Origin of the sequence: Limosilactobacillus ingluviei DSM 15946 (genome assembly GCF_001435775.1) — a bacterium.
Taxonomy (GTDB): Bacteria; Bacillota; Bacilli; order Lactobacillales; family Lactobacillaceae; genus Limosilactobacillus; species Limosilactobacillus ingluviei.
The window spans coordinates 62,579-83,345 of record NZ_AZFK01000016.1; the positions used below are offsets into that span (position 1 = coordinate 62,579).

At 52.1% G+C, this 20,767-nt stretch carries 19 protein-coding genes; 12 read left to right on the forward strand and 7 right to left on the reverse strand.

What is annotated here, in order from left to right:
- The first annotated feature begins 65 nt into the window (after nt 1-65).
- A complete protein-coding gene (locus FC43_RS02730) occupies nt 66-761 on the forward strand; it encodes an amino acid ABC transporter permease (protein ID WP_056953890.1) in 696 nt (231 codons plus the stop codon).
- Nucleotides 762-764: 3 nt separating this feature from the next.
- Entirely contained in the window at nt 765-1,499 is a 735-nt protein-coding gene (locus FC43_RS02735) for an amino acid ABC transporter ATP-binding protein (RefSeq protein WP_056953892.1), read from the forward strand.
- A 38-nt stretch (nt 1,500-1,537) separates the two neighbouring features.
- Here FC43_RS02735 and FC43_RS02740 read toward each other — a convergent pair whose 3' ends face one another.
- The 3 genes from FC43_RS02740 to FC43_RS02750 all read right to left on the reverse strand — a co-directional run bounded on the left by FC43_RS02740 (nt 1,538) and on the right by FC43_RS02750 (nt 3,306).
- Complete coding sequence (locus tag FC43_RS02740; protein WP_056953894.1) at nt 1,538-1,762, reverse strand: hypothetical protein; 225 nt, start codon at nt 1,760-1,762, stop codon at nt 1,538-1,540.
- A gap of 17 nt (nt 1,763-1,779) precedes the next feature.
- Complete coding sequence (locus FC43_RS02745; RefSeq protein ID WP_056953896.1) at nt 1,780-2,292, reverse strand: YbhB/YbcL family Raf kinase inhibitor-like protein; 513 nt, start codon at nt 2,290-2,292, stop codon at nt 1,780-1,782.
- A gap of 66 nt (nt 2,293-2,358) precedes the next feature.
- Nucleotides 2,359-3,306 (reverse strand): SGNH/GDSL hydrolase family protein, encoded by a 948-nt coding sequence (locus FC43_RS02750; protein WP_056953898.1) that lies wholly within the window; start codon nt 3,304-3,306, stop codon nt 2,359-2,361.
- Nucleotides 3,307-3,478: 172 nt separating this feature from the next.
- Here FC43_RS02750 and FC43_RS02755 point away from each other — a divergent pair, with 172 nt between their 5' ends.
- From FC43_RS02755 to FC43_RS02765, 3 genes are all read left to right on the forward strand, one after another.
- Nucleotides 3,479-4,645, forward strand: coding sequence for a galactokinase (locus tag FC43_RS02755; protein ID WP_056953900.1), 1,167 nt, complete (start codon nt 3,479-3,481; stop codon nt 4,643-4,645).
- Nucleotides 4,646-4,766: 121 nt separating this feature from the next.
- On the forward strand, nt 4,767-6,218 hold the full coding sequence (locus FC43_RS02760) for a UDP-glucose--hexose-1-phosphate uridylyltransferase (RefSeq protein WP_056953902.1): 1,452 nt from the start codon (nt 4,767-4,769) through the stop codon (nt 6,216-6,218).
- 49 nt (nt 6,219-6,267) lie between these two features.
- Complete coding sequence (locus FC43_RS02765) at nt 6,268-7,254, forward strand: LacI family DNA-binding transcriptional regulator (protein ID WP_056953904.1); 987 nt, start codon at nt 6,268-6,270, stop codon at nt 7,252-7,254.
- Between the two features lie 135 nt (nt 7,255-7,389).
- On the opposite strand, the gene FC43_RS02770 is transcribed toward FC43_RS02765, so the two are convergent.
- From FC43_RS02770 to FC43_RS02780, 3 genes are all read right to left on the reverse strand, one after another.
- On the reverse strand, nt 7,390-9,609 hold the full coding sequence (locus tag FC43_RS02770; RefSeq protein WP_056953906.1) for an alpha-galactosidase: 2,220 nt from the start codon (nt 9,607-9,609) through the stop codon (nt 7,390-7,392).
- A 77-nt stretch (nt 9,610-9,686) separates the two neighbouring features.
- Nucleotides 9,687-11,621 (reverse strand): sugar MFS transporter, encoded by a 1,935-nt coding sequence (locus FC43_RS02775; RefSeq protein ID WP_056953908.1) that lies wholly within the window; start codon nt 11,619-11,621, stop codon nt 9,687-9,689.
- Nucleotides 11,622-11,823: 202 nt separating this feature from the next.
- Nucleotides 11,824-12,507: a DUF6198 family protein gene (locus FC43_RS02780; RefSeq protein ID WP_056953909.1), complete on the reverse strand. Its 684-nt coding sequence runs from the start codon at nt 12,505-12,507 to the stop codon at nt 11,824-11,826.
- 214 nt (nt 12,508-12,721) lie between these two features.
- On the opposite strand from FC43_RS02780, the gene FC43_RS02785 reads away from it, so the two are divergent.
- The 4 genes from FC43_RS02785 to FC43_RS02800 all read left to right on the forward strand — a co-directional run bounded on the left by FC43_RS02785 (nt 12,722) and on the right by FC43_RS02800 (nt 17,760).
- The gene (locus FC43_RS02785; protein ID WP_019206310.1) at nt 12,722-14,005 is read left to right on the forward strand and encodes a dicarboxylate/amino acid:cation symporter; all 1,284 of its coding nucleotides are present in this window, start codon (nt 12,722-12,724) and stop codon (nt 14,003-14,005) included.
- Between the two features lie 3 nt (nt 14,006-14,008).
- Nucleotides 14,009-15,826: an oligoendopeptidase F gene (pepF, locus tag FC43_RS02790; protein WP_056953911.1), complete on the forward strand. Its 1,818-nt coding sequence runs from the start codon at nt 14,009-14,011 to the stop codon at nt 15,824-15,826.
- A 167-nt stretch (nt 15,827-15,993) separates the two neighbouring features.
- Nucleotides 15,994-16,443, forward strand: a complete 450-nt coding sequence (locus FC43_RS02795; RefSeq protein ID WP_019206312.1) for a GNAT family N-acetyltransferase — start codon at nt 15,994-15,996, stop codon at nt 16,441-16,443.
- Nucleotides 16,444-17,760 (forward strand): MATE family efflux transporter, encoded by a 1,317-nt coding sequence (locus tag FC43_RS02800; RefSeq protein ID WP_056953913.1) that lies wholly within the window; start codon nt 16,444-16,446, stop codon nt 17,758-17,760.
- A 53-nt stretch (nt 17,761-17,813) separates the two neighbouring features.
- On the opposite strand, the gene FC43_RS02805 is transcribed toward FC43_RS02800, so the two are convergent.
- The gene (locus FC43_RS02805; protein ID WP_019206314.1) at nt 17,814-18,299 is read right to left on the reverse strand and encodes an Lrp/AsnC family transcriptional regulator; all 486 of its coding nucleotides are present in this window, start codon (nt 18,297-18,299) and stop codon (nt 17,814-17,816) included.
- Nucleotides 18,300-18,492: 193 nt separating this feature from the next.
- Between FC43_RS02805 and FC43_RS02810 the strand changes: the two genes are divergently transcribed.
- The 3 genes from FC43_RS02810 to epsC all read left to right on the forward strand — a co-directional run bounded on the left by FC43_RS02810 (nt 18,493) and on the right by epsC (nt 20,695).
- The gene (locus FC43_RS02810) at nt 18,493-18,960 is read left to right on the forward strand and encodes a universal stress protein (protein WP_019206315.1); all 468 of its coding nucleotides are present in this window, start codon (nt 18,493-18,495) and stop codon (nt 18,958-18,960) included.
- 261 nt (nt 18,961-19,221) lie between these two features.
- Nucleotides 19,222-20,136: a PLP-dependent cysteine synthase family protein gene (locus tag FC43_RS02815; RefSeq protein WP_056953915.1), complete on the forward strand. Its 915-nt coding sequence runs from the start codon at nt 19,222-19,224 to the stop codon at nt 20,134-20,136.
- A gap of 13 nt (nt 20,137-20,149) precedes the next feature.
- Nucleotides 20,150-20,695, forward strand: a complete 546-nt coding sequence (epsC, locus tag FC43_RS02820; protein WP_019206317.1) for a serine O-acetyltransferase EpsC — start codon at nt 20,150-20,152, stop codon at nt 20,693-20,695.
- Nucleotides 20,696-20,767: the final 72 nt, after the last annotated feature.

The following is a 20,767-nucleotide window of genomic DNA, read 5'->3' on the forward strand; positions in this document are numbered from 1 at the left end:
CCGTAGCAAGGGTGAGCCTTTGTTGCGGCCTTTTTGGCAATTTAAACAACGAGAAAGGAATTATTATGTGGGAAATTATTCGAACGGCCACGCCCGAAATTGTCTGGGCGGGGCTTAAATACACGATCCCGATTGCAGTGATCTCGTTTGCGATCGGGTTGGTAATCGCGGCAATCACCGCCTTGGTCCGGACGTCCACGCCCCGGGGCAACCAGGTGGTCAAGGGCCTCTGGTACCTCGGGCGGGCGGTGTTTACCTTCTATGTGTGGCTGTTTCGCTCGACACCATTGTTGGTGCAGCTCTTCATTGTTTTCTTTGGGTTGCCCAACCTGGGGATCCAATTTGACGCCTGGACGGCCGGGATTATTACCTTTTCCTTGAATACCGGGGCCTATGCTTCAGAAACCATTCGGGGGGCGATCAGCTCCTTGCCGACCAGCCAATGGGAAGCGGCCTATTCCTTAGGGATGACTTACCACCAAGTGCTCTTTTTGGTGATTTTTCCGCAGGCCCTGCGGGTAGCGTTGCCGCCCCTGTCCAATTCTTTCATTGGCTTGGTGAAGGATACCTCATTGGCCAGCTCGATTACGATTCTAGAAATGTTTATGGTCAGTCAGCAGATTGCCTCGCATAATTACCAGCCCTTGCTGATGTATTCGATTGTTGCGGCCGTCTACGCAGTCTTTTGTACCATTTTAACGATTTTACAGCACGCCTTGGAAAAGCGGATGTCACGCTATGTTGTGGCCGAGGGGGAATAAGGAATGATAAAATTAACGCACGTTGATAAGCAATACAAGGAACACCATGCGTTAGCTGACGTTTCGGTCGAATTTCCTGAGCACCAAACCACGGTGATCTTGGGACCGTCGGGGGCGGGAAAATCAACCTTGCTGCGGGCAATCAACCTTTTGGAACGGCCCCAACAGGGTCAGATGACGATCGGGGATTTAACCGTTGATTTTGCGCATCCATTGAGCAACAAGGAAGTATTGGCCGTACGACGGAAAACGGCGATGGTCTTTCAAAGTTGGAACTTGTTTCCGCACCTGACCATCTTAAAAAATATTACGGCGGGGCCTATTCATGTGCTCAAGCAAGATCCCGCGATAGCCGAAAAGCGGGCTTTGGCGCTCTTAGAGCAAGTAGGCTTGGCCGAGACGGCCCACCGTTACCCGGGGCAGCTGTCTGGGGGGCAACAACAGCGGATTTCGATTTGCCGGGCCTTGGCGATGGATCCGTACTACATCTTATTTGATGAACCAACCAGTGCCTTAGACCCTGAGCTGGAAGCCCAAGTCCTGCGGGTCTTGCAGGATTTGGCCAAGCGGCAAAATTCAATGATTGTGGTAACTCACAACATGGAATTTGCCCGGCGGGTTGCGGATCAAATCGTCTTTGTCGAAGATGGGCGAGTTGAGTTTGCCGGTACCAGCGCGGCCTTCTTTAACCGGCCAACGGAACGAATTGCCGCCTTCTTGGATGCAATGAAATTTTAACGAGCAAATTAAAACGGCGCGAGTTTCGCGCCGTTTTTTTAGAGCTTTTGTTGGACATCATAAGGTTGAGAGGCGTGGTGGTCGGCCGGCAGGGCATCCTTAGCGTAGAAGATGGCATATTCTTCGTCGCCGGGGCCCTTGGCGATAACCAGGTCGTCAGTGTGTTGTTCTTTTTTGAAGATTTGGCCTTTGCGGACCGCTTCATTGTAATCGTTGATGTTGGCGATTGAATCACCAGGGTTAAAGAAAATTCGGTTATCCATCAAATCATTCCTTTCTGTTAAACTTGGCAGGGTAACTCGAGTTGGGCTTTGGCCAACACGTGGCCGCGCAGGGCGCGCCGCAGGTCGTTTAACCAAAAGCCTGGGGCCAACTGTAGCTGCTCATCGAGGGCGTACACCGTTAACGTATAGGCGTGGGCTTTATCCGGGGGCTGTGGGCCGGTATAACCGGTCGTCACGCTCGTTGGCCGGGGCGCAAAGGCATTGGCATTGCTGTTCTTGCCTTGGATGAACTGGGCGGCCAACTTCGGCTCTCGGCTGGCAGTTTCCGGAATGGTCAGCCAAGTCGCGGGCAGGTTGGCCGCTAACCAGTGGACCCAAGGAAAACCACAGACGGGCGTGGCATCAAAATCGATTAAGCTGAGGGCAAACGCTTGGGTAGCGGTTGGCGCCTCAGTGATTGTAATCGGAAACGAGCGGACCGGAACTCCTGCCAAAAAATCGGTTGCGTCAGCGTGCTTGGTAAAGCGGGCGGGTAAAAAGCCATCCGTTAGAGGGACTGTAATTTTCATTTTCTCACACCCTTTCTAAAGTTTATTATACGCGTTTGATTATAAGTTGCCGGAAATTTCTGGTAGTTAGTTAGGAGCGACTTGTACCAACCGCTGTAAGGCGTGAGCAAAATGGTGCCCTAAAGTCAGGGAACCGGCTTGGTCAGGGTGCAGACCATCAATCGTGCTAGCGGACCAGGCTGCCGTTTCGATTACCGGCCAGTGGAATTGTTGCCCAAAAGCGCGGAGTTCGGGGGCCCAAGTTTGGGTAAAAGGAATCATCAGCGCAATCTGGCTCGTGGTAACGGTGGCAAGTTGCCGGAAGTAAGTTGCCATGGCTTGTTGGACTTGGCGGCGCGGGTAGCGACGGTCGTTAACCCCGAGGGCCACAATCAGCCACGGGGTCTGAATTGCGGGCGCCAAGTGTGTCGCATCGGTTTGCGTAAGCCACGCCAAAGCTGGTGGGACGCCCCCGGTCCCGGGACGGACAAACCCAGCGGCCGAATAAGCAATTCGGTTGAGCGGTTGGTGCAATAAGTCGCTGGCCACTCCGACATAGTTGCTTTCGGCCCGGTAATCAGCGCTGGCGTGTTTTCCGGCCACCCAACAGCCGGCGGTAATTGAATCGCCGATGATGGTTGCGACCGGGGCCGGGGGCTGGGGTGACCATTGAGCGTGCTCAGCACAAGCCAGGGCTTGCAAGGCAAAGCCTTGGTGGCCAGCCCAGACTTGGTCTAAATCACAGTTGCCGGCGGTCATTAACGTGACGTGCGCTACAGCTGGCAGGGCGAAAGTGACGGGCGCCCCAGCTACAAACCGTTGCCACGGCCCGTGGTTGATCCGCACGGCCCAGGATTGCGCCGGACTATGCGGATGGGCCCGATTGGGGGCATGGATAATCAGAAAGGGACTGGCGGAAAGCGTAAAGGTCAGTGTTTGGCCCAGCAAAGGGGTGGTTAAGCACCCCGCTAGCAGTTGCCACCGGCTGCCGGGGCTGGTGGCGGTCATCAACTTAGTGGGGGAAATGATTTGCATAATGTTTACCTTCCTTTCCTTTATTATATCGAAAAGACCGGTCCGGCAATGGGTGGCGCGAAATTTTTTCAAAAAATGTAAGCGCTACCTTGACCGGGCGGAGAAAGCAGTGTACCATTAATTTTAGTAAAGTTTTATTAAAACTCACCAGGAGATTTTTGGAGGTTATGTCATGAAGAAGGAAGAACTGCTGCAAAGCTATGAAGCAACCTTTCACACGGCGGGACAGGATGTCTTTTTCTCCCCCGGTCGGATCAATGTAATCGGGGAACACACTGATTATAACGGGGGCCGGGTCTTCCCGTGTGCCATCAGCTTAGGTACTTTTGCGGCCTACGGACCCCGGGATGACGACGAAGTGCACTTGGCCTCGTTGAACATGGATGGCAAAGTAGTCAGCTTCAAGCTTGATGACGACCAACCAGAAACTGATGACGACAAGCAATGGGCCAACTACTTCAAGGGGATGTTGGTTTACTTAAAGCAAGCGGGACACCAAATTGGTCATGGTTTTAACCTTTTGGTACACGGGAATCTGCCGTACGGGGCCGGGTTATCTTCGTCGGCTTCGATTGAAATGCTGATGGGGGAAGTCTTAAAGGAAGAATTTAACCTGACAATTGACCAAGTGGACTTGGTTAAGTTGGGTCAAAAGACGGAAAATGACTTTGTGGGCTTGAACTCCGGGATCATGGACCAGTTTGCCGTGGGGATGGGGAAGAAGGACAATGCCATCTTCTTAGACTGCAACACCCTGGAATACAAGTACATGCCATTGGAACTGGGTGATTACGAAATCGTGATCATGAGTACCAATAAGAAGCACTCCCTGGCTGGTTCAGCTTATAACGAACGGGTGGCTCAATGTCAAGAAGCCGTTAAGCGGCTGCAACAAAAGCTCGACATCCAAACCCTGGGGGAATTGGATGCCGAAACCTTTGACGAATACTCCTACCTCATCAATGATGATGTTTTACTGCGGCGGGCGCGGCACGCGGTCTTTGAAAATGAACGAACGGTCAAGGCGACCGAAGCCATGCAAGCCGGCGACCTGGCAAAGTTAGGCCGCTTAATCAACGCTTCGCACGTTTCCCTGCACTTTGATTACGAAGTTTCCGGGATGGAATTAGACACCTTAGCCGAAGCTGCTTGGCAACAACCAGGTGTTTTAGGGGCCCGGATGATCGGGGGCGGCTTTGCCGGCAGTGCCATCGCGATCGTTAAGAAGGATCAAGCGGAAAACTTGAAGGAACAAGTCGGCAAGATCTACGAAGCCAAGGTGGGCTATGCTGCTAGCTTCTACGATGCTGAAATCGTGGATGGGCCACACAAGCTGTAAAATGACTAACGGCCATTGGTAAATTAAGAAATTGCATGCAAATAGATGACGCCTTAGCGCCGCTGGCGGTTAGGGCGCCATTTTAGCTTAAGGCGCAAACTGAATAAGAGAGGGAAGTATCATGGGTGTAATTAAAGCATATGCACAAGCGACAATTGAAGCCGGGGCCTTTGAACCCTTAGACCAAGTTTATGTTGAAAATAAGATTCGGGCCCTGGTCGGGGATGAAGATGTACCCGCTAAAGCCGGTAAGCTGGTGCCGCAGCTGGTCGAATTAGCGGTTCAACGGGGCAAGATTGAAGACGGGCAGACGGCGCGGGAAATCTTGAATGATCAGCTCTATGACTTGATGACCCCGACCCCGAGTGCGGTCAACCACGCTTTTTGGCAAAAGCACACGGTCGCGCCAGCGGCGGCCACTGATTGGTTCTACCAGTTATGTACCAGCAATGATTACGTCAAAGTTGACGCGATTCAAAAGAACGTGGCCTTTACGGAGACGGTGGCCGACGGCAACGAGCTGGAAATTACGATCAACCTGTCCAAACCGGAAAAGGACCCGAAGGCAATTGCGGCGGCCGCCCATGATACGGCGAAAAAATACCCGCAATGCGCGCTGTGCTTAGAAAATGAAGGCTACTTGGGTCGCTTGGGGCAGGCGGCCCGGAGCAATCACCGGATTATCCGGCTAAACGTTGGCGGCCATTCGTGGGGGATGCAATATTCACCATATGCGTACTTTAATGAACACTGTATTTTCTTAGACACCAAGCACGAACCGATGAAAATTGATCAGCAGACCTTGATCAACCTGGTGGAAATTGAGCGGCAGTTCCCCCACTATTTTGTGGGCAGCAACGCCGATTTGCCAATTGTAGGGGGCTCAATGTTGGCCCACGAACACTACCAAGGCGGCCGCCACGTTTTCCCAATGATGAAGGCGAAGATCAAGCAGGAACTGGCTTTCCCGGCCTATCCAGCGGTTCAGGCGGGGGTTGTGGACTGGCCAATGAGCGACATTCGCTTGCGCAGTGAAGACACCAATCAGTTGATTCAACTGGGGACGCACATTATGGCCGTATGGAACCACTATGATGACGCCAGCTTGCAAATTCAAGCCGTTGATGCGGCGGGTACGCGTCATCACACCGTAACGCCAATCATGCACCGGGAAGGCGCGGAGTATGTCTTAGATCTGGTCTTACGTGATAATAATACGACCGACCAGTACCCACTGGGGATCTTCCACCCCCACCAGAAACTTTGGCACATCAAGAAAGAAAACATTGGCTTGATTGAAGTGATGGGGCGGGCCATCTTACCGGCCCGGCTGAAGGACGAACTGCACGAAGTGAAGCAATTCTGGCTGAACGCCCCGAACCAAATTGCCGCTGCTCATTTGCCGTGGGCCAAGGAAGTGGCCGCCCGACGCGCAATTACGGTGGAAAATGTCGATCAGGTCCTGCACGAAGAAGTCGCACAAGTCTTTAGCGATGTCTTAGCGGATGCGGGGGTCTTCAAGAATGATCCAGCGGGGGAAGCCGGCTGGCGGCGGTTCTTGCAAAACTTGTAGTCTTGTAAGACAATAAGAACGTTAAACTTTTTGGGGAGGTGCAAGACGGATGGCAGTAACGTTAAGGGACATTGCAAAGCGAGCGGGAGTCTCGTTAGCAACGGTTTCGCGGGTCCTCAATGATGATCCGCAGTTAGCAGTGAGCGATGAGACCAGGAAAAAAATCCTGACAATTGCCGAAGAACTGTCCTATACCAAGCGTCGTCGTCGCGATACGGCCGCCCGGCATAAGATTGTGATCGTGCAGTGGTATCCGGAGCTGCAAGAGCTGACCGACTTGTACTACCTGAACATTCGGATCAACGTGGAAAAAGAAGCCCAGGCGGCGGGCTTGGTAACTGAAACGGTTTTTGCCAATAACTTGGCCCAGATCCCCAAGGATACGGCGGGGATTATTGCCATTGGCAAGTATAGTCCCGCCCAACTCAAACAACTCAGCGCGGTCAGTCGGGAGTTGGTGGTGATTGACGGTGACGTCTTAGCCCAAGGCTATGATTGTGTCGTCCCGGATTTTGAAGGCGGAATTACCCAGGCCACTCAGGCCTTGTTGGCCAAATACCGGCGGGTCGGGATGATTGCGGGCCAGGAATCAACCACTGATGGGCGCCCAGTCGCTGACCCGCGGGCCAGTGCCTTTCAAGCGGCGATGGGGGCGCAATTTGTCCCCGCTTGGCTGAAAGTCGGCGATTATTCTGAAAAGAGTGGCTACGCGCAAATGCAGGCCTTACTAGCCTTACCGGTCGCTAAACGGCCGCAAGCCGTTTTGATTGCTAACGACGTGATGGCGGCGGGGGCGTTGCGGGCTCTGCACGAAGCTGGGGTGGCTGTGCCAGCGGAAATGGCGATTATCAGCTTCAATGATACCAGCATGGCGCGCTACTTGTACCCGCCGCTGACGGCGATCCGGGTGCCAACGGAACAAATGGCCGCAATGGGGGTCGCGTTGTTACAACAACGCCTGACGGTGGCGAATTTGGCCCCGCAGCGGGTTGTGGTGGGGACCTTGTTAACCCAACGGCAAAGTGCCAAATTATAGTTAAAAATTCGCTAATGCTAAAGGGGTGGAAAGCAAATGTTATTTTGCTTCCCACCCCCCTTTAGTTATTGGAAGATGTAAAAACAGCAGGTAACCACTGATCTGATTACCTGCTGTTTTTGTTAGATTAACGCCCTAATCAACGGCTTTAACCACGAAGAGGTGGGCGTAGAAGTCGGCCGGATCCTTTTCGGGTTGGGTCCGGTCCATGACCCGGGCCACAAAGTAGCCGGCGTTCATTAATTCGGCCCCGGAGTAAGTTTCCGGATCGTCATTGACTTGGTAGGTCTTTTCTGGTGCCAAGCCCTTGAAGTAGTAGCGAATGTAGCCAGGGTTGGCTTCGTTGAGGATTTGGAAGCGGGCCCCAATCGCTTCGGTTTGGTCATCGTTCACGACTTCCCAACCATAAACGTTCGCGCTGGTATCCGGCGTTTCCAAACGGTAGAAGGTCCCAAATTGGAAGAGGGCCCGGTGTTGCTTGTAAAAGGCGACCTGATCCTTGATCGTCGCTTGCTCGGCCGCACTGAGCTTGGTAATATCCAGTTCGTAACCAAAGTCACCAAAGTAAGCCACCTTGGCGCGGGTATCAATGGAGGTTACCCGGGCGACTTGATCATTTGGAACGGCTGAGACGTGCGCCCCCCACATGTTTTGGGTGTAACCATAGGAGGTCCCATCTTGGATCTTGATCCGTTCGATGGCGTCGGTGTCATCACTGGCCCAGGCTTGGGGCGCATAGTACATCATCCCGAGGTCAAAGCGCCCACCACCCGAAGCACAGGATTCGAAGAGGACGTTCGGGTAAGCCGTCGTCAACCGGGCGTAGAGTTGGTAGACACCGAGGATGTAACGGTGGGCAAATTCCAGCTGTTGGTCGGCGGGTAGGGCGGCGCCGTACATTTCGGTGATGCTGCGGTTCATGTCCCACTTGATGTAATCCAATTGGGTGGCTTCAATCACAGCACTGATCTTGGCGACCAGGTAATCGACGACTTCTGGCCGGCTCATGTCGAGGACAAATTGGTGGCGGGCCGGGGTCGCCGTGCGGTTTGGCGTAGCAATCATCCAATCAGGGTGGTCGGTGTGCAGTTGACTGTCTAAGGAAATCATTTCGGGTTCAAACCACAACCCAAACTTCAGGCCCAAGTCGTGCACGCGTTGGGCAAAACCGCCGATGCCGTGGTTAAATTTCTTTTCATCAGTAAACCAGTCGCCTAAGCTGGTGTGGTCATCATCGCGGTGGCCAAACCAACCATCGTCAAGGACAAACATTTCAATCCCCAGTTCCTTGGCCCGCTTGACAATTGGCATCAGTTTATCTTCAGTAAAGTCCATGAAGGTAGCTTCCCAGTTGTTAATCAGGATCGGCCGTTCTTGCTTTACGAAGCGCGGGTTTAAGAGGTGGTGGTTATAGAAGCGCCCCAGTTGTTGACTGAGGGCGTTTAGCCCGTTTGACGTGTAGGTCAGCACGGCTTCGGGAGTTTGGAAAGTTGCGTCCGTCTTTAAGTGCCAGCCAAATTCCAGGGGGTTGATCCCAACGAGCACCCGGGTAGTGTCAAATTGGTCGACTTCAATTTCATCCTTGAAGTTGCCAGAATAAATGAAGTTAAAGCCAAAAGCGGCCCCGTGGTTGTTATCAGTGTGCGGCCGGGCCAGGATAAAGAAGGGGTTTTCCTGGTGGCTGGAGTGACCGCGGGCAGATTCAATACTTTGGGAGCCGGGCCGCAGGTGATTGCGGTAGAGGTGCCGTTCGCGACTCCAAGTGCCCGAGAATTGCAGGAAGTCATAATCGGCGTCCGGTAAGTCAAGTTGGGCACTCATCGCCCGGTTAATGAAGACCGGGGTGCCGTGGTTAGTGAAGGTGGCGCTGCGGACCAGGACGTCTTCTTGTTCAAAGACGGTGTAGTGCAAGGCTAATTCGAGGTGTAAAAGGTGGTCAACCAGCTTGACGGTCAGCGTCTGACTGTCGTGATGGTCATCGTCGAAACTGGCCGGCAGGTCGCCTAAGCGCTCCTTGCCCTCACTCAGCTCATAGCCGGCGTAGTCAAATTCGGTGATGCGGGAACCATTTGGCCCGGTAATTTGGTAAGCTGGGGTCCGGTAATCCCCCTTCCCAAAGCTGGCGTATTCTTGCTTGATCATCTCCAATTGGAAATCGGTTTGTTCTTCGCTTAAGGTGTTGGTACAGTCGTGTTCTTCCATCCGGGTCAGGTTAGGGTAGGCGGCTTTGACCGGGATCCGGTCGCCATAGTAAATTTGCCCTAGCTCACCGTTTTCCAAAACCCGAAAAATATAACTGGTATGGGCGGTTTGCAAATGGAACAGGTTCGTCGCTTCATTGACGTGAATACTCATGGTTAACCATCCTTTCGAAAAAACGGACCCGAGTAGTTATTCGGATCCGTCTTGTCATCAAACGTGCGTCAGCTTAATTATTTGCTTTTGATTTCTCCCAGGGTTTCGCCGTGCTTAACGTCGCCACTTTCCTTGGTAAATTGCAAGTCGTAAGCTGGGGTATCAGCCGACTTGGTAAAGGCAATCATGACCGTGTCATCATGCCCAGCTTGGGTAATTGCAGGTGCCCAGAATTCAATCAGCTTGTCGCCGGCCTTGACGTGTTGGCCCTTTTCAACGTAACTGATAAAGCCAGTACCCCGCATTTGGATCGTGTCGACCCCAACGTGAATCAGGACCGGGACTCCGTTTTCGCTGCGTAACCCGATCGCGTGGCGCGTCGTTGGGAAGTCAGCGACTACTTCCCCATCAAATGGGGCGAAGATTTGGCCGTCGGCTGGCTTAATGGCAATCCCTTGGCCCATTTCACCGCTGGCAAAGGCCGGGGCAGAAACGGAGCTTAATGGGGCCACTTGACCATCAACAGGGGCTTGGAAGGCCACCGTTGTCACGTCGGTTTCGGCAATCGCGGCTGCTTCGCTTTCGCCTTCCAAGTGCTTGTGCCAAGTCTTTTCCAATTCTTCCACGATTTCCGCGTGCATCTTTTCGTCCAGCTTAACCTTGCGGGCAAAGACCAAGACCCCAAGGATCATCAAGGCAGCTGGTACCAAGAACATCGTGGACTTGAAGACAACCACCCCGTGGGTAGTAATGTCGGCAAAGGTGTGACCAGAAATCATGCCAGCAGCGGCGGCAGTCGCACCGACTACCCCACCGGCGACGGCGCCCCCGAACTTATCGAGCAGCGGCCGGACAGACAGGATGACCCCTTCGTCCCGGTGACCGATCTTTAATTGACCGTATTCAACCGAGTCGGTAATAATCATCAAAACAACCAAGAAGATCAGTGGTTGTGGCAGCATGAAGATGACCCCACCGGCGATGACCATTGGTAAGGACTTGCCGGCAAAGGCGAAGAGCAACAGCCCAATCAGCATTACCAAAATGGAGTAGAAGAAGACCTTGCGCCGGCTAAACTTCTTTGCCAGACTTGGGAAGAGCGAAACCGTCACGACCCCGATCAGCCCGTTGATTAAGGCGTATAGGGTGTAGGTGCTAGCCTTCCCCAGAATGTAGGTGAAGTAGTACAGTTGGAAGGAATTCATAATTTGAATCCCGGTCGTGTACAGGACGTAAGTTAAGGAAATCGCCATCAGTTGGTCGTTGTGGATCAAGACCCCAATCACCTTCCCGAAGGTCGTCTTTTCCGTGTTCTTCCGCAGTTCGTTGTCCTTTTCGTGAGTGAAGATCCCCACCCCGATGGAAGTTACGGCCGCAATCGTTGCGATGATCGCAGCAAAGGCGAACCAACCGCGGCTGTCCCCGGAGCCCCCGTTGGATTGGAGGGAGAAGAAGAGAACGATCGGCATCACGATCACCCCAACTAATTGGCCCCCTAAAGTGGAACCAACCCGGGCGAAGGTAGCCGTCTTTTCCCGTTCAGCGGAGTCAAATGAAATGGCCGGAATCATTCCCCAGAACGCAATATCGTTAAAGGAATAGAAGATATCCATCAAAATGTAAAGAATTGCAAAGACAATCAAGTACAGCCATGGGTTCTTGTAAGTCAAGCCCCCCATGTCCGTAAACAGAATCGCAATTGCGACGGCGGAAACAATCCCACCACCAACAACCCAAGGCTTAAAGTGGCCCCATTTGGTGGTGGTGTTATCGATCACGTTCCCAATGAACGGGTCGATTGCCAATTCCACAATCCGTAAGATCATAATCGTCATGGAGATGAAGTAAACCATGCGGGTCGCTTCACCCCCGGCATTGCTACTGAACAGGTGTCCAGTAACGAACATCATAAAGTAAGTCGAGAGCATCCCGTAGAACATATCGTGCCCAAACGCACCGAATGAATACGCGATCCGGGAACTCATCGTCTTGCCTGAGCTGCCATCACTCATTAATCCGTACCTCCTCAAAAAACAAAATACGCAAATACCGTTTACATTTAAGTATCTTAAGCGCTTACATAAGATTGGTCAATGGTTTTTACTAAAATTTTTACTCATTTTTTTGGTCCGGTCCACTGAAAGGACGGTGAGCTAGCCCAGCAACCCTAGTAAAAAATCGGCTCACGCTAAAGCGCGGCCGGTTGACTGGAAACTAATTTTTAATGTCGAGGTGGTGGTGCAAAATCGGCAAAAAGTGTTTGTCAGCCCAACCGATAATGGCCCCCTGAGTCAAGATATTGTACAAAGTGCCCCAGCCGAAGGAAAAGAGCTGGTGGGTAAAGGCGAAGACCAGCAGGACTAAGGCGAGCGGGGGCACATTACTGAGCCACTGGGAAGTTACCGGCGAACCGTGTAAAAAGCGGAAGCGCAAAATATACGGCATGTCATCATTGGGGTGCATGATTAAATTAGCGCGTTGGTAAAGCGAAACGGCACACGCTACCCCAAACAAACCAATGACATCAAAAGCGATCCGCCATCCCAACGGTAAGGTCGGAACGCCCAGGGCAACAAAGATCCGCTCAAAGAAGGCCAGCAAATAGGAAAAGGGAGTAATAAACAGGAGGTTGCGCACTAAGCGAAAGTAGTCAAAGCGGCCTAATAACAGTAAATTGACAAAGGCGACGATCACCCCTTCTAAAAAGAGGATATTCCCGAGGGAAACGTGAAGCCACCCGCTCAAGCTAACAGCCGAAGCAGTCCAAATGGCACTCCCCAAATGGGTAGAGACCGTTAAAGCATTGAAGAAACTGTTGATTAAGATTGAAAGGGCCAAAAAGGCCAAGCGGCCGTTGAAGCTGTTGGCCCATCCGGCCGCCGGGCGTTGTGCTTGCATGGGGATCGCACCTTCCTTAACATAAAATTTAACATTGTCTACTCTACCACAGATTAAAGTGGTTGGCGGAAAAAGACCGCTAGAAATCAGTGTGCAAAAATTAGAAAACTGTGAGATAAAGCAGCAATCTTTTCACAGCTGATTTTAAACTTTTATCAAACGTTTGGCGAATTGTGGTAAAGTAGATATAAATGGATGAGATGGAGGAATGATCATGAAACACTACCGGTTCAGCCGCCTGTCGTTAGGGTGGCAGATTTTTATCGGTTTACTGGCGGGGATTGTGGTGGGGATGATTTTTTATCAGAACCACACTGCGATCACCGTCTTACAAAGTTTAGGGACGATCTTCTTGCGGATGATTCAAATGATCGTCATGCCAATTGTGATCTCATGTTTAACGGTGGGGATTGCCAACATTGGTGATATTAAAAAGTTAGGGCGGATCGGGGGTAAGACCTTGATCTACTTTGAAGTCTTAACGACGATTGCGATTATTTTAGGGTTGATCGTGGGGAACTTGGCGCACCCGGGTAGCTTTATTGATATTCACAAACTGCAATCGACCAGCATTGCCTCTTACATGGCCAGTGCGAAAACGGCTTCGCATACCGGCTTTTGGGACATTTTATTAGCAATTATTCCAACTAATATCTTCAAGTCGATTGCCGATGGCGATATGATGCCAGTGATCTTTTTCAGCGTCTTCTTTGGGCTGGGACTGGCCGCGATTGGCGAGCAAGCCAAGCCCGTCATTGATGTGTTGAACACAGTGGCAGAAGTCATGTTTAAGGTCACCAGCTGGGTGATGAAATACGCCCCGATTGGGGTCTTTGGACTGATTGGGATGACGATTGCCCAAATGGGGGTCAGCGCCCTCTTGCCGTTAGGGTACTTTATTTTAATCGCCTACCTGACGATGATTATTTTCTGTGTTGTCATTTTGGGGATCGTGGCCAAAATTTTCCACTTGCATTACTGGAAGACCATGAAGGTCGTGGCCGATGAAATCATTTTGGCCTTTTCGACCGCCAGCTCGGAAGTAACCTTGCCCCGCTTGATTGACAAGACCCAAAAGATGGGGGTCGACCAGGGGATTACTTCATTTGTGATTCCCACCGGCTATACCTTTAACCTGGATGGGTCGGCGATTTATCAATCCCTGGCGGCGTTGTTCTTAGCCCAAGCTTATGGCCTCCACTTATCATGGGCGCACCAGTTTACCTTATTACTGGTTTTGATGGTGACGTCAAAGGGGATGGCCGGGGTGCCCGGGGCGTCCTTTGTCGTCTTATTAGCCAGCGTCTCAACCATCGGGGTGCCGGTGGCCGGGTTGACCTTTATTGCCGGCATTGACCGTTTCGTTGACATGGGTCGGACGGCGGTCAACGTGGTTGGGAACTCGATTGCCACCTTGGTAATTGGTGAATCGGAACATGCCCTGGACCGCGAACAATATGAGCACTACTTGGCGCACTACCACGAAGCGAAAGGATAGATCATGACAGAAAAATTACCATTACGCAGCGAAGTGCCAACGGAATTGACCTGGGATTTAACCCGTCTGTTTACTAGTGATGAAGCCATGCAGCGCGCTTTGCAGGCAACGCAAAAACGGGCCCAGGCCTTGGCGGCCATGAAGGGGCAATTGACCAGTGCGGCCAAGCTCTTGCAGGTTTTACAAGCCGTCAAAACAATTGATGAAGAGTTGGAACAAGAATATGTCTATGCCTTCTTGCGGCGCGATAGTGATACGACGGATGCCACGGCCACGGCGCTATTTGGTCAAGCCGCCCAGGCTGCGACCCAAATTGAAACGGCCCTGGCCTTTATTGACCCAGAAATCATTGCACTCAGTGATGAACAAGTGGCCGCTTGGCAAGCCGCTGAGCCCGGCTTGGCGGAATTTGCTTTCCAATTGGCCGCGTTGCGCAAGCAAAAGGACCACGTTTTAGCCGGTGAGCAGGAGCGGCTCTTGTCGCGGTTGAACCGGGCGTTGGATGGAGCCAACGAAGTCTACAATACGCTTAATGACGCGGACCTGGATTTTGGTCAGATTCGCGATGAGGCGGGGCAGTTGGTACAACTGACCCACGGAAACCGGAGTCAGTTTACCGAATCGACCGATCGGACAGTCCGCAAAGCCGCGGCCTTGGCCTACCAAAAGCCCTACCACGCCTTGCGACACACCTTTGCGGCGACCTTTAACAACTTTGTGGACAGTCAAAATGCGCTGGCCGAGTTGCGCCACTACCCTTCGGCCCGGGCGGCGGCTTTGGGGCGCAATCAAATTGACGAAGCCGTGTATGATACGTTAGTGCAGACGGTGAATGCGCACTTGGCTTTAGCGCACCGGTGGTATGCCTTAAAGAAGCGGATCTTGGGATTAGACCCGTTTTACCAATACGATATTCCAACTCCTTTGGCGGGTGGTGACCAACTGAAAACCACCTATCAAGAAGGACAAGCGATGGTGTTGCAAGCAATGAGTGTCCTCGGGGATGAGTACGTCGCGGGGCTGAAGCAGGAATTTAGCCAGCGGTGGGTTGACGTGGCTGAGAATAAGGGGAAGCGTTCGGGGGGCTATCAGATCAGTGCTTACCGGGCGAACCCGTTCATTTTATTGAATTGGACCGATAAGCTCTATTCGACCTTTGTGTTAGCTCACGAGTCTGGTCACGCCATGCACTCGTGGTTCAGTCAGCACCACCAACCGTCCGAATACGCGGATGCGCCGATTTTCTTGGCGGAGGTGGCCTCAACGTTTAATGAACACCTTTTAACGGATTGGTTGCTGAAAAAGTATCGTGACGACCCGCAAGTCCAATTGTATGTCTTGGAACAATCCATTGACGGTTTTATTGGGACGATCTACCGGCAAACGCAGTTCGCGGAATTTGAACACCAAGCTTACCAGCAACAACAAGCGGGCGAGACCCTAACGGCGGATGCTTTAGATGCGCTCAATGAACAGTTGTTAAAGAAGTATTATGGCCCAGCGGTGGAATTAGCGGGAACTTTGACCCAAAGTTGGGCCTACGTACCACACTTCTATATGAACTACTACGTTTACCAATACGCGACGTCATGGGCAATTTCGACCAGCTTGGCAGCGCAGGTCTTAGCGGGCCAGCCTGGCGCCAAGGAACGCTACTTAGCCTTTTTAGCGGCCGGTGGTTCGGATACCCCGGCGAAAGTTTTAGCGGCCGCTGGCATTGATATTACCAACGGGCAATACTTGACCGAGGCCCTCCAGGTCTTTGCGCACCGCTTAGATCAAATTGAAGCGTTATTGGCGCAAATGGCGGCAAAAGATTGACACCAGACAGCGTTTTCAGTAGGATAAAGACAAGTTAATTACGCCGGTTGGCTTACCCCCGGGGAGTCAACCACCAAGGCACCAACGACCTTCCACTAGGGCCTGTCAGTTTGACATGCGGGAGATCGGGGGTGCCTTTTTAACAAGAACCAGGAGGCGACAAAAAAATGGAAGTCAAAGTTCAACGCTTAGCAGAATTAACGAGTGCAGAATTTTATCAAATTGCCAGGGAACGAGTCAAAGTCTTTGTGGTTGAACAAAATTGTCCCTACCAAGAAATTGACGAGCAGGATGGCACGGCGTATCACTTGCGTTTATTTGATGACGCCGGCCATTTGGTGGGCTATACCCGGTTAATGGCCACCGCGACGGGGGCAGCGTTTGGCCGGGTGTTGGTGCCCCAAGCCTACCGGGGGCACGCGTATGGCCGCCAATTGGTAGCGGCTACGATTGACTGGGCGCACCGGTTATTTCCCGGGAAATTAATTGAGATCGAAGCGCAAAACTATTTGCGGCACTTCTACGAATCCTTTGGGTTTAAAGCGGTCTCAGAGGTCTTTTTGCTAGATGGCATTCCTCACCTTAAAATGATCCTGGCAACGGAAGGCGGCGATTAAATGACCGGAGCTTTGGCAATCAAACGAGAAATTAATCACTACGTTATCCGCAATATTTTGGCGAACGTGGGGCTATCAACTTATGTCCTCATTGATACCTTGTTTATTGCAATTGCGGCGGGTTCACTGGGGTTGACGGTCTTGAACTTAGCCCTGCCCCTGTACAATATTTTTAACGCTACGGGGCTGTTGCTCGGTGTCGGGGGCGCCACTTATTTTTCTTTGCATAAGGTAAAGGAGCCGGCCCGGGTCCAAACAACGTATAGTCAGTTGATGATTTTTGCCTTTGGCCTGGGGGTGGTTGAAATTGGCTTGATTTGGCTGTTTTTAGATCCCCTATTGCACCTGCTGGGGGCGGATAGCCAAACCCTGGGCTTAGGGCGAACCTACGTGGGGATTATGGCCTTCAGTGCGCCCTTATACATGTGCAATTACATTACGATCAACTTTGTTCGCAATGATGGCAACCCAAGTCTAACGATGATGGCAACCTTGACGGAAACCGTGTGCGTGGTGCTGATTGATTGGTTCTTTATCTTTAAGTTGGGCTTACAAATGGAGGGGGCGGCCTTGGCGGTGATTTTTTCACCACTATGCAGCCTGTTGGTCTTAAGCCGCCATGCCCGCTTCAAACACCGCCAATTAACCTGGCGCTGGGTCAAACCGCAGTTGGCGACCCTGAAAGCGGCGGCGCGGTTGGGGCTGGCGCCCTTTATGAATGAAATGAGCAGTGGGGTCAGCATTTATGTTTTTAATTGGATGCTGTTGCTGCTGGCGGGAAACTACGCGGTCGCGGCGTACGGGGTGGTGGCCAATGTGGCGATTATCACCCTCGCTGCCGCCAATGGGGTTGCGCTAGGGGTCCAACCGATTGCCAGCCGCGAATTTGGCAAGCACGCGCCGCAAAATGCCGTTACGGCGTTTTGGCATGGCTTGAAGCTGACGGTCACGTTAGCGGCGCTCTTAACGCTCGGTTTAATTATTTTTAAAGCCCCGATTGTGGCGCTGTTCAACACCGAACACCAACCCCAATTACTGCACTATGCGCTGACGGGGTTGCCAATTTACTTTACCAGTGCCGTCTTTGCGGCGGCCAACATTTTGATGATTATCTTTCTAACGGCCGTCAACCGCGGGCAAGTATCATTTACGCTGTCTTTTTTACGGGGGTATGTAATTTTATTGCCCCTGATCGTTTTGCTGGCTTGGCTCGGCGGCGTGAACGGGGTTTTTGCGGCGATGCCGGTCAATGAGCTGCTCATCACTTTGATTGGCGCCGGGATGGTGAGAAACGAATTGCGCCGCTTGACAGCGTGAGCGGTAAGTAAAAGCGGGCCAAGCTAATTTCTGTGCTTGGCCCGCTTTGGGATTTAGTGATGAGCGTCGTCTTTTAAGTCATCGGCGGACAAATCGTCGACGTTTTGGAAGGTGATGCCGCGGTGATCAACACTGGTTGAAAAGACGATTTGGGTACTGGTCTTGCCAAACCGACTTTGCAGATCATTGATAAAATTGTCCAGGGCGGCGGTGGATTCAAAGACAACTTCCATTAACTCAGAGTAATCGCCAGTTACGCAATTACACTCAATGATGTTCGGAACTGTTTTGACAAAGGGGTAAAACTCTCCCTTTTGCCGGGGTTCCAGTTGGATTTGGATGAAGGCTTTGACGTGGTAATCGAGCTTTTCAAAGTTTACGCTGGCGTGATAGCCGGTAATGATACCGGCTTTTTCTAATTTTGCAATCCGGGCGGCAATGGCCGGGGATGAGATATAACAGGCGGCAGACAACTCTTTGAGCGAAGCCCGGGCATTTTGCTCAAGCATGTTAATGATCTTGCGGTCGATTTGATCCATTGCAAAAACTCCTTTTGACGTCAAAAAGACAACCGGTGTTCATGAAATTAAACTAGGACGATTGTAGAACATTTTATGGGGGAAAGTCAACGACAACCGAAGATGGAAAACATTTTCACCACTTTTTGTTCAGTTAAGCTGGGGATAAATATGGTACAATAAAAGCAAGAGTTGAGTGAATGGAGTGAAAATTATGGATCAAGAATACGAAAACATCCTCGTGCCCGTTGATGGGTCAGCTCAAGCAGAAATGGCGCTGCGCAAAGCGATTGCAGTTGCCAACCGGAACGGCGCTCACATTGACTTATTGAACGTAATCGATACCCGGGCGATGTCATACAACTTTGCTGGCATGTCCGACGGCAGCATTGCTTACCAATTAGTGGACAAGGCGAAGGAATACTTACAAAGTTTATTGGAACAAGCGAAGCAAGACGGGTTTGAAAACTTGGATATTCACATCAGGTTAGGGAACCCGAAGACGGTAATTTCCTTTGATTTCCCGCGTGATCACAGTAATGACTTGATCATGATGGGGGCCAGCGGGATGTCACGCTTACAACGGGCAATGGTGGGCTCAGTCACGTCCTTTGTTAAGCGCAACGCGGCGATTGATGTCTTGGTAGTACGGACGGACTTGCAAGCGCGGCCGGAAGAATAGTTGACACGCTTCCCGTTTGCGCGTATGCTTACTTTTAATTAATTACTGGGAGGATCACTGATGCCAATTAAGCAACTCAAGGCGAGCTTGTGTTGTTGTGGATCGCGTCTTATGCGAGCGACCCACTTTTTTGGCATGGTTGATGATTAAAGACAGCAATCGCTGACCACCCCATTAAGACAGGTCAATTAGATAAGACGCCAATTCTAAGCAGGGAATTGGCGTCTTTTTGTGTCTAAGTCAAAGAAAGGAAGAACCACCATGATTTACCACCACGTGCACGAATTAATTGGGCAGACCCCGTTGTTGGAATTAGCGCTCCCGACCCCCAATCAGAGTCGGATTTTAGCGAAATTAGAATTTTTAAATCCTGGGGGGAGCGTGAAGGATCGGCTAGGGCAAATGATCATTGAAGGCGGCATTGCTGCGGGAGACATTCTGCCTGGTCAGACCACGATTATTGAGCCGACGGCGGGGAATACGGTGATTGGCTTGGCTCTGGCGGCCCAGCGATATCATTTGCCGTTGAAACTAGTGGTGCCCGCTAAATTCAGCCAGGAAAAGCAAACGCTGATGCGGGCCTTGGGGGCTGAAATTATTAATACCCCTAGTGAATTGGGGATGACCGGGGCGACGAAAAAAGCTTACGAACTAGCGGCCCAAGTCCCGGGCTCATATGTGCCCAACCAATTTAACAACCCACTGAACCCAGCAGCTTACCAGCGCACGTTAGGACCAGAAATTCTGGCGGCTTTAGGGGCGGAACCAATCACGGCTTTTGTCGCCGGCGCAGGCACGGGCGGGACCTTTGCTGGCACGGCGCAAGCCTTACAAGCGGCCCAGCCTGATGTCTATACCGTGGCGGTGGAACCGGCGGGTTCGATTTTAAACGGGGGTCCCGCTCACCCACACCGCACGGAAGGGATTGGGGTGGAACAACAGCCACCGTTCTTTGACCAGGTTCGCGTAGATCAAGTTCAAACCATCAGTGATGACGCGGCCTTTAGCGAAGTTAAGCGCGCGGCACGCGAGCTTGGGTTGTTAATTGGCAGCTCCAGTGGTGCCGCTTTGGCAGCCAGTTTAGCGGTTGCCGAACAATTGCCGGCCCATGCAACGATCGTCACGATTTTTCCGGACGGCAGCGACCGCTACCTCAGTGAGGGAATTTACGATTAGGGGGGAAGGACCAATGTGGCAAGCGGCAAAGTATATTCAAAAGCTTGATCCCGCCGCCAAAAGCGTCTGGGAAGTACTGCTGACCTACCCGGGGTTTCACGCCTTAGGGTGGTATCGGCTCAGTCACTGGTTGTACCAACATCACGCCCACCTGCTGGCCGCGCTGGTAGCTAGTTTGGGCCGCTTTTTTACCCAGGTGGAAATCCACCCGGCGGCGACGATTGGCCACCACGTCTTTATTGATCATGGTCACGGCGTGGTGATTGGGGAAACGGCGGTTGTGGGGGATTACGTCACGATTTTGCATGGTGTAACCTTAGGCAGCAGCAAAGCCCAGCCGACCCCGGGACCGCGCCATCCGCAAGTGGCCAGTCACGTCTTTTTAGGGGCGCACGCCCAAGTGCTGGGCCCCGTTAAGATTGGGGAAGGCGCCAAAGTAGGGGCGGGGACGATTGTCTTGCATGATGTACCGGCCCACCGGACCGTGGTCGGGAACCCCGGCCGCTTGGTCCCGGTGAAAGCTAAACTGCAGATTGTAGGAGACAAGCAGGAAGCTTAGCGTAATTTAAGCAACAAAAAAAGCGGCGAGCGGTGCTCGTCGCTTTTTGCGTGTGGCCAAAGCCTATTGTTC